This window comes from Mycoplasmoides genitalium G37, assembly GCF_000027325.1.
In the GTDB taxonomy this organism is placed as follows: Bacteria; Bacillota_I; Bacilli_A; order Mycoplasmatales; family Mycoplasmoidaceae; genus Mycoplasmoides; species Mycoplasmoides genitalium.
Genome location: NC_000908.2, coordinates 494980 through 506655, shown reverse-complemented (window position 1 = coordinate 506655; position 11676 = coordinate 494980). Strand labels below are relative to the sequence as shown.

Genomic DNA, 11676 nt, shown 5'->3' with positions numbered 1-11676 from the left:
ATGGCAGATAAACTAAATGAATACGTAGCATTAATCAAAACTGAAATTAAAAAGTATTCCAAAAAAATATTTAACAGTGAAATTGGTCAAGTCATTAGTGTTGCTGATGGAATTGCCAAGGTTAGTGGACTTGAAAATGCTTTATTAAATGAGTTAATTCAATTTGAAAATAATATTCAAGGAATAGTATTAAACCTTGAACAAAATACAGTCGGAATAGCACTTTTTGGTGACTATTCTTCGTTACGAGAAGGCAGTACCGCTAAAAGAACCCACAGTGTAATGAAAACTCCTGTTGGTGATGTTATGCTTGGTAGAATCGTCAATGCACTTGGTGAAGCAATTGATGGTAGAGGTGATATTAAAGCTACTGAATATGATCAAATAGAAAAAATTGCTCCAGGTGTAATGAAAAGGAAAAGTGTTAACCAACCACTTGAAACTGGAATCTTAACAATTGATGCTTTATTTCCTATAGGTAAAGGACAACGTGAATTAATTGTTGGTGATAGACAAACAGGTAAAACTGCTATTGCGATTGACACTATCATTAATCAAAAAGATAAAGATGTTTATTGTGTTTATGTAGCAATTGGTCAAAAAAATTCATCAGTAGCACAAATTGTACACCAACTTGAAGTTAATGATTCAATGAAATACACTACAGTGGTTTGTGCTACAGCTAGTGACTCTGATTCCATGGTTTATTTAAGTCCTTTTACAGGAATAACTATTGCTGAATATTGACTTAAAAAAGGAAAGGATGTTTTGATTGTATTTGATGACCTTTCTAAGCATGCTGTTGCTTACAGAACTCTTTCACTCTTGTTAAAAAGACCACCTGGTAGAGAAGCTTTTCCAGGAGATGTTTTTTATTTACATTCAAGACTTTTGGAACGTGCATGCAAGTTAAATGATGAAAATGGTGGTGGCTCAATTACAGCTTTACCAATTATAGAAACTCAAGCTGGTGATATCTCTGCATATATTCCTACAAATGTTATTTCAATTACTGATGGCCAACTGTTTATGGTTAGTAGTCTATTTAACGCTGGACAACGCCCTGCAATTCAAATTGGTTTATCAGTTTCAAGGGTTGGTAGTGCAGCACAAACAAAAGCGATTAAACAGCAAACTGGCAGTTTAAAACTAGAACTTGCTCAGTATAGTGAACTTGATAGTTTTAGTCAATTTGGTAGTGATCTTGATGAAAATACAAAAAAGGTTTTAGAGCATGGTAAAAGAGTAATGGAAATGATTAAACAACCAAATGGTAAACCTTACTCTCAAGTCCATGAAGCATTATTTTTATTTGCTATTAACAAAGCTTTCATTAAGTTTATTCCAGTTGATGAAATTGCTAAATTTAAACAAAGGATAACAGAAGAATTTAATGGTTCCCATCCTCTGTTTAAAGAGTTATCTAACAAAAAAGAATTTACTGAGGATTTAGAAAGTAAAACTAAAACCGCTTTTAAAATGCTTGTGAAACGTTTTATCAGTACATTAACAGATTATGATATTACCAAATTTGGTAGTATTGAGGAACTTAATTAATGGCTTTTATACAAGAAATTAAGCGCAGAATGAATACAGTAAAATCCACCATTAAGATAACTAATGCAATGAAAATGGTGTCACGCGCTAAGTTTATTAAGTTCAAAAAACAGTTTCAAGAAATTAGTTTGTTTTTTAATGAATTTTATAAAGCTGTTGGCCAAGTAGTTGTTTCTTTAAAAGAACCAAAAAAGAAACCAGATAACCAAAAAACTTTATGGATAATGATGAGTTCTTCTTTAGGACTTTGTGGACAGCATAATTCGAACATGAATAAGTTATTAAAAGCTAATTTTAAAGCTGATGATAAAATCTTTTTTTTAGGTAGAAAAAACCAATCATTTTGAAATAAAAATAGTCAATATAATCCTGCTGTTGGATTTATTGATATCCAAGATCGTGATATTAATTTTGATTATTGTCAAACGATATTTGATCAGATTATGGATGCATTTAAAGAGTTTAAACTTGATCGAATTTGTATGGTTTACACTAAATTTAAAAACTCATTAATCCAACAATCTCAGCTCTTTCAAGTTTTTCCTTTCGATGTTGAAACTTTTAAAACTTTAAATCCGGTTGTAACTGATCAACAACTTGATTTTGAGCCAGATCAAGCCACGATAATTAATTTAATTACTCCACAGTTTTTTGATGTGGCTCTGTATGGTGGCCTTGTTGAAACTAAGTTATGTGAATCAGCTTCTAGACAAAATGCAATGGAAGCTGCTACAAAGAATGCTAAAGATTTACTTGATAAATACACTTTACAATTTAACAAGCTAAGACAAAACTCTATTACAGAAGAGATTATTGAAGTTATAGGAGGTATGAATTAAATTGATAAAAAAAGAAAACCTAACATATGGTAAAGTTCACCAAGTCATTGGTCCTGTAGTTGATGTTATCTTTTCAGAAAGTAAACAATTACCTAGAGTTTATGATTGTTTGAGTGTACAACTAAAAAAAAGTGAGCTTTTTTTAGAAGCAACCCAATTAATAGGTGATGACATTGTTCGTTGCATTGCATTAGGTCCTACAGAAGGATTAGCACGTAATGTTAAAGTTACTAACTATAACCATCCAATAGAGGTACCTGTTGGCAAAAATGTATTGGGAAGGATGTTCAATGTTTTAGGTGAACCCATTGATGGAAAAGAACCATTACCAAAAAAACCAAAGCTATCAATCCATCGTAACCCACCTGCTTTTGATGAACAACCAAATACTGTTGATATTTTTGAAACAGGAATAAAAGTAATTGATCTTTTAACTCCTTACGTTAGGGGGGGTAAAATTGGTTTATTTGGAGGAGCTGGTGTTGGGAAAACTGTTTTGGTGCAAGAATTAATTCATAACATTGCCAAAGAACATTCTGGTTTAAGTGTATTTGCTGGAGTTGGTGAAAGAACAAGAGAAGGTAATGATCTTTACTATGAAATGATTCAAGGTGGGGTGATTGATAAAACAGTTTTAGTTTTTGGCCAAATGAATGAACCACCAGGAGCTAGAATGAGAGTTGCTTTAACTGCTTTAACAATGGCAGAATATTTTCGTGATCATGATAATCAGAATGTGCTGTTATTCATTGACAATATTTTTCGTTTTACTCAAGCAGGTAGTGAGGTTTCAGCATTACTTGGTAGAATGCCATCTGCTGTTGGCTATCAACCAACTTTAGCTATTGAAATGGGTAAGTTACAAGAAAGAATTGCTTCTACCAAAACAGGTTCTATTACATCTGTTCAAGCTATCTATGTTCCAGCAGATGATCTAACAGACCCAGCACCTGCAACAACATTTACCCATCTTGATGCTAAAACAGTGTTGGATCGTAATATTGCAGCACTAGGTATTTTTCCAGCAATTAATCCTTTAGAATCAACAAGTCGTTTATTAGATCCTAGTGTTGTTGGTATCAACCATTATAAAGTCGCTTTAGGAGTGCAAAATATCTTGCAGCGTTTTGCAGAATTACAAGATATCATTGCTATACTAGGGATTGATGAATTGTCTGATGAAGATAAGATTATTGTTGAAAGAGCAAGAAGGATACGTAACTTTTTATCCCAACCTTTTTTTGTTGCTGAAAAGTTTTCAGGTATTGCAGGTAAATATGTATCTTTAAATGATACTGTTCAATCTTTTAAAGAAATTTTGGAAGGTAAGCATGATCATTTGCCTGAACAAGCATTCTTTTATGTTGGAACCATTCAAGAGGCTGTTGAAAAAGCAAAAAGATTAAATCAAGAGTTTGATAAAACTAAATAGTTTTATGAAGTTATTGCGCTTTTTGGTACTTAGTCCTAGTGGCATAAAACTAGATAAAACCATTATTAGTGCGCAAGTTAAAACTACTGAAGGTTACATAGGATTAAATTTTAATCGCGCTCCTTTGATTGCTGCTATTCAATCCCATCTGTGCAAAATTATTTTTGCTGATCAAACAAAAAGAGAAGCAATTATTGGTGCTGGTTTAATGCTTATTAAAAAAACAGAAGCTAAGATTTTCACAGAAAATTTTGTTTTTGCTGATGAAGTTGATATTAATGAAACCTTAAAAAGAAAAACAGAACTTGAAAGAAAAATTCACCATATCAAGGATGCTAAGCTAAACGTTAAAATTGAACAAAATTTAATGTTTGAACTATTAAAACTTTCAAGTAAGAAAAAATAAAATGCTGGTTTTTCTAATCTTGCTCCCTTTCTTACTACTAGTAATTTTTGGTGCTTATCTATTAGTTTGTCTTTTTGTTAGACAAAATAACTTACTTTTAAAAAAAACCAAACAACTCTATAATAACTTGAAATTAAGCAATTTCAATTGTGTGATTAGTCCATTTCAATTACTAAGAAATGAAAAACAAGCGTTAGAACAATCCATTAAAGTTTTAAAACAGTTTCAAATCAAATTTGATAATGAAATCAATTCAGCTTTTGAGCAACTAACAGTTTACAGTAAACCAAATAATATTTATCGTTTCATCTGATTTAATAGAAATATTAAGCTCTTAAATAAAAATCTTCAACATCTATATACAAAACAACAAGAATACATTAATCTAACTAAGAACGCAATTGTTTATTTCAACAATAGCTATGATTGTTTAGTTTTTTATCGTCAGGCTTTCTGTTTTTTAAACCAATTTATTAATAATTTTTTAATTGAAAAATATGATTCGCTTTTCTATTTAAATGTTCTTAACAGGATTTCGCTCTTGTTTAAAGAGATAGAAAATTGTATTCAAGCTAAAGATGTAGAAAAGCAAATTGCTTTTTTAAACAAATTACATAACATTCTCAGTCAAACAATTATTACTGCTAACAGGCAATATATGTTTGATATTAAGTTAAGTTATTTAACCCATCACTTTAAGGTTTTAATTCAAAAGGTAAAACAAATGGAATTAATGAAGAATAAAGTAATTAACAGTCAAGATCTCTTAAAACTTCATGAATTGATTAATAACATTACCATTAAATTAAAGGATTGTACCAATTTTCTTAATAACTTAAATTTAATGCTATGCGAAAGGAATATGGATGAAGTTCAAGAGGCGATTAGTTGACTTTTTCAAGCAGTTAGTTCCAAAGAAAAAAGCATTAATTTAGTGGTTGAAAATATTGATGATTTTCGTAATCAAATTCAACAATATGAAAAGAAAAATGAGCTTTTAAAAACAACAATTAAAGCCATTGAATTAGTGTTCCAAAATGAAACAGATGTGCATGATTTAATTATTGAGCTTAATGAGAACTGCGATCTAATTACTAAAAATATTAATAACTTAAACCATCAAAGTTTAGCTCAGAATCAAATCAATTATGAAAAACTGTTTTACTTGATGAGTCAAACAAATCAAGCTTTAGAAAAACTGAAAAATTCACTAACTGATTTACTTAATTTAGCAGTTAATAAGTTTGATGACTATCGCTTTTTTGTCTATACTTTAGATGATTTCCGATTTAAATTTTTTCAGATTGAAAATTTAATTAGCGATCAAGATTTAAAGGTTCCTGCTAAAACATTGCAAGTAATTAATAAATCGAAATTAGAACTTGATAACATCTTCACTGAAGCTAATAATAACTATTTAGGTACTTTTAATTTGTTTAGTGAAAAGATAGATTTATTGCAAATTCAATTGACTGAAGTTATTTGTGATGTTGTTAGTTTAGTTAACTTAAGGCTAATGTGCAAACAAGCTTTTCTTTTTGCAAATAAATATCGTCAAAAGAGTAGTCATATCGATAGATCATTAGAACAGTTAACAAAACTATACAATCGACAAAACTATCCTGATACATTAGAAGGATTAATTAATCTTTTAACTAAAATTAAAACCAATACAAAACAAGACTATCTGGAACTGAATTAAATGAGTTTTAATATCTTTATTGCTTCTGATCATACCGGTTTAACTCTTAAAAAAATTATTAGTGAACACCTAAAGACTAAGCAGTTTAATGTAGTTGATCTTGGCCCTAATTATTTTGATGCTAATGATGATTATCCTGACTTTGCTTTTTTGGTAGCTGATAAGGTCAAGAAAAATTCTGATAAAGATCTTGGGATACTAATTTGCGGTACTGGTGTTGGGGTTTGTATGGCAGCAAATAAAGTAAAAGGAGTATTAGCGGCTTTGGTTGTTAGTGAGAAAACAGCAGCTTTAGCTAGACAACATGATAATGCCAATGTTTTATGTCTTTCCAGTCGTTTTGTAACTGACAGTGAAAACATTAAAATAGTGGATGATTTTCTCAAAGCTAATTTTGAAGGTGGTAGACACCAAAGACGGATAGATAAGATTATTCGATATGAAAAAGAAACTGAATAGTGTTTTTTGATTTATTTTTGGTTTAATTCTTCTAATTGGTAGCTTTGTAGTTGGCTTTCTAGCTTTAGATAGTAGTTATCAAGCCAATGCAAATTCTAACGGGATTAATTTTTTTGGTTTTAATTTAGTTAGTTTACCTGAGTCAATAGTAGTTCTATTTTCATTTTTAACTTTTTTGATGGTTGCATTTGCTTTCATTAGTTTTTTCATTAGCTTCTTCTTTTTAATTGCATCTAAAACTAAGCAGAATAAAAATAATTAAATTTATCAGTGAAAAGATGAACTCAATTATTTTTGAAGCTAAAGCCTAAGTTTAACAAGTGCTTCTTAACTTCATTAATTAAAGGTTTTGAAATATTTTTGTATTAAAATGTTAAAGATTGATATGTGGTTTAAACTAAAAAGTTTAGGTTTTTCACTAATTTCATTACAAGCACTTTTAGCTTCTTGTTCTGCTGTTTCACCTGTTCCTGTTCCTATAGAAGAAAAAAACGACAGCACAACAGATAACAACGCTACTCCTTTTAAAGATGAACAATCTGATCAAGGAACAGAAGTAAATCAGCAACCTAAGGTAGAACAGAAGGTTTACAACAGAAACTTTAAATTTAATACAAGTTTTATCCCAGAAGAAAGTGATATATACAGAAAAGGATATGATTTAACTTTTACTTTAAATTTCACTAGCTTTAGTAATGACTCTTATGGCACTGGTTGATTAATTGACTGAAAAGGTGATGAAAACACAACCCAAAAGCAAGGTTCTTTTTTCGCTTACATTGCAACCAATTTGCATGTTGCTGATGGGTTGAGAAATATCGGTGATCATTGACCTTACAGCAAAACAGATGATCAAAGGGAGTTTAATGAATATGAATCAACTGTTTATTTTTCAATTGGTAAATACACTAACAAAACAGATATTACAAAACTCTATCAAGAAGAAAAATTAGAACAAAGAAAGGTAAATGATTCACTGCTTTCTATTCAAACATCAAATATTCCTAAAACTGCGTATACCGCAACTAATTTCTTGAAAGGTGTTAACAGTATTAAGCCTGTTTATGCAGACTTTGCTGTTATAGAACTGGAACTTAATTTAGAAAATCTTCGTGATTGACAAATCTTCAATGAATTCATTAAGCCAGCAATTAATACTTATAAAAGTTTGGGTGATAGCACTAATATATTTGAAACCAAAGATTTAGAACAACATTGAAACCATAGCCACTATCTTTTGGGTTATCCTGTACTTGAAAGAGGTTATGATCAAAACCGCTTATTAGAACAAAAAGAAGAGTTTGCTAGAACTCATAACTTTAATCAAAAAAGTCAGTTATGGAGTAAAAACACATATTTAGTTTCAACTGCTAAAGAGATCCCTGTAATTACAAAAAATGCCAGAAAAGATGGTCAAATAGGTAGTGAAATATTTTCCAAAAAAACCCAAGACAGTCATGTTGATAAAGTTATTAAACACGAAAAAGGGATTGTTACATTTCAAAACTTCAAAAACTTTAAACTTAAATATCATGACAAAGAGTACCAACAGTATGGATATGGTTTAATGCTTGATGATACCAATCTCCCTGGTGGTTCTTCTGGAAGTGCTATATTTAACAACAACCAAAAAATTAACAGTATTTATTTTGGTGTTTTAGAGGTATATAAGAATTCCAAAACACATAAAGATAACATTGGTATGTCTCAACTTTTAAGAACTTCTAAACGTGAAAGTGAAAAAAATAAAACCAGAACTACTAATAATAGGGATAAATTTCAGCACTATGATTTAATTTTTGGTGACAGTAACACAAAATCTTTCTATGCACAATTTGCTAAAAAGCACAATACCCACTTGTACGACCAAATTAAAAGTAGTGAAAAGGAAGAATTTAAATATGTTGATAAGAACAATCAAAAAACACCGTTTTTATTACGTTAATTAAGTTGAATGTTTTCAAAGGTAAGACTTTTACTTAATAAAGAGTTACAACGTCAAAGAGAAAACATTTGTTTAATTGCTTCAGAAAATTACGTTAGCCAAGACATATTAGCTGTAACTGGTTCAGTATTAACAAATAAATATGCAGAAGGCTATCCCAGTAAACGTTTTTATCAAGGCTGTGAAGTTGTTGATGAATCTGAAAACTTAGCCATTGAAAGTTGCAAAACTTTATTTGGAGCACAATGGGCTAATGTCCAACCTCATTCTGGATCATCTGCTAACTATGCAGTTTACTTAGCATTGTTAAAACCAGGAGATACTATCTTAGGATTAGATCTTAATTGTGGTGGTCATTTAACCCATGGTAGCCCCGTTAATTTTTCAGGTAAGCAATATCAAGCAGTAACTTATTCGTTAGATTTTGAAACAGAAACTCTTGATTATGATGCAATTCTTCAAATTGCTCTCGAACACAAACCAAAGTTAATTATTTGTGGTTTTTCTAACTATTCTAGGACTGTTGACTTTAAAAAATTTAGTGCAATTGCAAAACAAGTTAATGCGTATCTTTTAGCTGATATTGCCCATATTGCTGGTTTCATCGCTGCAGGTTTGCACCAAAACCCTTTGCCTTTTGTGGATGTTGTCACTTCAACAACTCATAAAACTTTGCGTGGTCCTAGGGGGGGTATCATTATGTCTAACAACCAAGCAATTATCAAAAAGCTTGATAGTGGAGTATTTCCTGGATGTCAGGGTGGACCTTTACAACATGTGATAGCAGCTAAATATGTTTGTTTTAAAGAAGCTTTGAATCCAAAGTTTAAGCAGTATATGCAACAAGTTAAAGATAATGCTTTAGCAATGGCAAATTGATTTTTAAAGCAGGGTTATCGTGTTGTGTCAAAAGGTACTGAAACCCACTTATTTTCATTAGTGGTTGGTAATGGTAAAGATGTTGCGTTGTGGTTACAAAAAGCTAACATTGTTTTGAATATGAATACAATCCCTTTTGAAACAAAATCTGCTTTTAGTCCTTCAGGTATTAGACTTGGAACTCCTGCAATGACAACCAGAGGTTTTAAAACTAATGACTTTATTTTTGTTGCCAGTTTGATTGATAAGGTTATTAAAAGTAATGGTAATCAAAAGGTAATTAGTCAAACAAAAACAGCTGTTTTAAATCTCTTAAAACGCTTTCCGCTCTATAAGGGTTTAGCTTATTAATTTGTATTTAAAAATTAACAATATCTCACTAAATATTAATTAATGTTTAGCGCTAATATCAGATAAATTTAAGATAACTTTTACTTTCTTTTAAATTAGTTTTTAATTATTAAAATATTTTTATTATGAACATAACGCCAATTCATGACAACGTCTTGGTTTCACTTGTGGAATCAAACAAAGAAGAAGTCTCAAAAAAAGGGATTATTACCTCATTGGCAAGTAATGATAAAAGCGATGCTAATGCTAATAAAGGGATTGTAATTGCTCTTGGTGCTGGTCCTGCATATGGCAAAACAGAAAAACCAAAATATGCTTTTGGTGTTGGTGATATTATTTACTTTAAGGAGTATAGTGGTATCTCTTTTGAGAATGAGGGAAACAAGTACAAAATTATTGGATTTGAGGATGTACTTGCCTTTGAAAAACCAGAAAGTGGTAAGCAAAGAAAAAGATAAAATTAAACAATTATGGCAAAGGAATTAATCTTTGGTAAAGATGCGAGAACCCGCTTGTTGCAGGGTATTAATAAGATAGCAAATGCTGTTAAAGTAACAGTAGGTCCTAAAGGCCAAAATGTTATTTTAGAGAGAAAATTTGCAAACCCATTAATTACTAACGATGGGGTTACAATCGCAAAAGAAATAGAACTTAGTGATCCAGTTGAAAATATTGGTGCTAAGGTTATTTCAGTTGCTGCAGTGTCAACTAATGACATTGCTGGGGATGGTACAACAACAGCTACCATATTAGCACAAGAAATGACAAACCGTGGTATTGAAATTATCAATAAAGGTGCTAATCCTGTTAACATCCGCAGGGGTATTGAAGATGCAAGCTTACTTATTATTAAAGAACTTGAAAAGTACTCTAAAAAAATTAATACTAACGAAGAGATAGAACAAGTTGCAGCTATCTCTTCAGGTTCTAAAGAAATTGGTAAACTGATCGCTCAAGCAATGGCTTTAGTTGGTAAAAATGGCGTGATAACAACTGATGATGCAAAAACCATTAATACAACATTAGAAACCACTGAAGGAATTGAATTTAAAGGAACATATGCATCACCTTATATGGTTAGTGATCAAGAAAAAATGGAAGTTGTTTTAGAACAACCTAAAATCTTAGTAAGCTCTTTAAAAATTAACACAATTAAAGAAATTCTTCCGCTTTTAGAAGGTAGTGTTGAAAATGGTAATCCATTATTAATTGTTGCACCTGACTTTGCAGAAGAAGTTGTTACTACTTTAGCAGTTAATAAACTCAGGGGCACCATTAATGTTGTTGCTGTTAAATGTAATGAATATGGTGAACGTCAAAAAGCAGCTTTAGAAGATTTAGCAATTAGTAGTGGAACCTTAGCATATAATAACGAAATTAATAGTGGTTTTAAAGATGTTACTGTTGATAATTTAGGTGATGCTAGAAAGGTTCAAATAGCTAAAGAAAAAACTACTGTTATTGGTGGTAAAGGCAATAAGGATAAAATCAAAAAGCATGTTGAACTTCTAAACGGAAGATTAAAACAAACCACTGACAAGTATGATTCTGATTTAATTAAAGAAAGAATTGCTTATTTAAGTCAAGGTGTTGCTGTTATCCGTGTTGGTGGTGCAACTGAACTCGCACAAAAAGAATTAAAACTCAGAATCGAAGACGCTTTAAATTCCACCAAAGCTGCAGTTGAAGAAGGGATTATCGCTGGAGGTGGTGTTGGTTTATTAAATGCTTCTTGTGTTTTAACTAACAGTAAACTAAAAGAACGATATGAAAATGAAACTAGTGTTGAAAACATTAAAGAAATCCTACTTGGTTTTGAAATTGTGCAAAAGTCTCTAGAAGCACCAGCGCGTCAAATTATTCAAAACTCAGGAGTTGACCCAGTTAAAATTCTCAGTGAATTGAAAAATGAAAAAACTGGTGTTGGCTTTGATGCTGAGACTAAAAAGAAGGTTGATATGATTGCAAATGGAATCATTGATCCCACCAAAGTAACTAAAACTGCACTTGAAAAAGCTGCTTCTGTAGCTAGTTCATTAATTACTACTAATGTTGCTGTGTATGATGTTAAAGAGAGAAAAGATAACTCCTTTTCAGAATAATAAA

At 30.9% G+C, this 11676-nt stretch carries 11 protein-coding genes; all 11 read left to right on the top strand.

The window, feature by feature from the left end; translation table 4 throughout:
* The 11 genes from atpA (at position 1) to groL (ending at position 11672) form a co-directional block, all read left to right on the top strand.
* Positions 1-1557 carry a F0F1 ATP synthase subunit alpha gene (atpA, locus tag MG_RS02435; protein ID WP_009885622.1) on the top strand — a complete coding sequence of 519 codons (1557 nt, stop codon included), beginning with the start codon at positions 1-3 and terminating at the stop codon, positions 1555-1557.
* Complete coding sequence (gene atpG, locus MG_RS02430; RefSeq protein ID WP_009885623.1) at positions 1557-2396, top strand: ATP synthase F1 subunit gamma; 840 nt, start codon at positions 1557-1559, stop codon at positions 2394-2396. Before atpA ends, atpG begins: the two co-directional genes overlap by 1 nt.
* Before the next feature lie 4 nt (positions 2397-2400).
* Positions 2401-3828, top strand: a complete 1428-nt coding sequence (atpD, locus tag MG_RS02425) for a F0F1 ATP synthase subunit beta (protein WP_041361274.1) — start codon at positions 2401-2403, stop codon at positions 3826-3828.
* 4 nt (positions 3829-3832) lie between these two features.
* Positions 3833-4234 (top strand): F0F1 ATP synthase subunit epsilon, encoded by a 402-nt coding sequence (locus tag MG_RS02420; RefSeq protein WP_010869467.1) that lies wholly within the window; start codon positions 3833-3835, stop codon positions 4232-4234.
* A gap of 1 nt (position 4235) precedes the next feature.
* Positions 4236-5936 carry a septation ring formation regulator EzrA gene (locus tag MG_RS02415; RefSeq protein ID WP_010869466.1) on the top strand — a complete coding sequence of 567 codons (1701 nt, stop codon included), beginning with the start codon at positions 4236-4238 and terminating at the stop codon, positions 5934-5936.
* Positions 5937-6395, top strand: coding sequence for a ribose 5-phosphate isomerase B (gene rpiB / locus MG_RS02410; RefSeq protein WP_009885626.1), 459 nt, complete (start codon positions 5937-5939; stop codon positions 6393-6395).
* Entirely contained in the window at positions 6376-6657 is a 282-nt protein-coding gene (locus MG_RS02405) for an MPN594 family protein (RefSeq protein WP_009885627.1), read from the top strand. The genes rpiB and MG_RS02405 overlap by 20 nt, the downstream gene beginning before the upstream one ends.
* Positions 6658-6765: 108 nt before the next feature.
* Positions 6766-8340, top strand: coding sequence for a DUF31 family protein (locus MG_RS02400; RefSeq protein WP_010869465.1), 1575 nt, complete (start codon positions 6766-6768; stop codon positions 8338-8340).
* A 9-nt stretch (positions 8341-8349) separates the two neighbouring features.
* A complete protein-coding gene (gene glyA / locus MG_RS02395; RefSeq protein WP_009885629.1) occupies positions 8350-9570 on the top strand; it encodes a serine hydroxymethyltransferase in 1221 nt (406 codons plus the stop codon).
* A gap of 125 nt (positions 9571-9695) precedes the next feature.
* The gene (gene groES / locus MG_RS02390; protein WP_010869464.1) at positions 9696-10028 is read left to right on the top strand and encodes a co-chaperone GroES; all 333 of its coding nucleotides are present in this window, start codon (positions 9696-9698) and stop codon (positions 10026-10028) included.
* A 12-nt stretch (positions 10029-10040) separates the two neighbouring features.
* Positions 10041-11672: a chaperonin GroEL gene (groL, locus tag MG_RS02385; protein WP_009885631.1), complete on the top strand. Its 1632-nt coding sequence runs from the start codon at positions 10041-10043 to the stop codon at positions 11670-11672.
* Positions 11673-11676 lie beyond the last annotated feature (4 nt).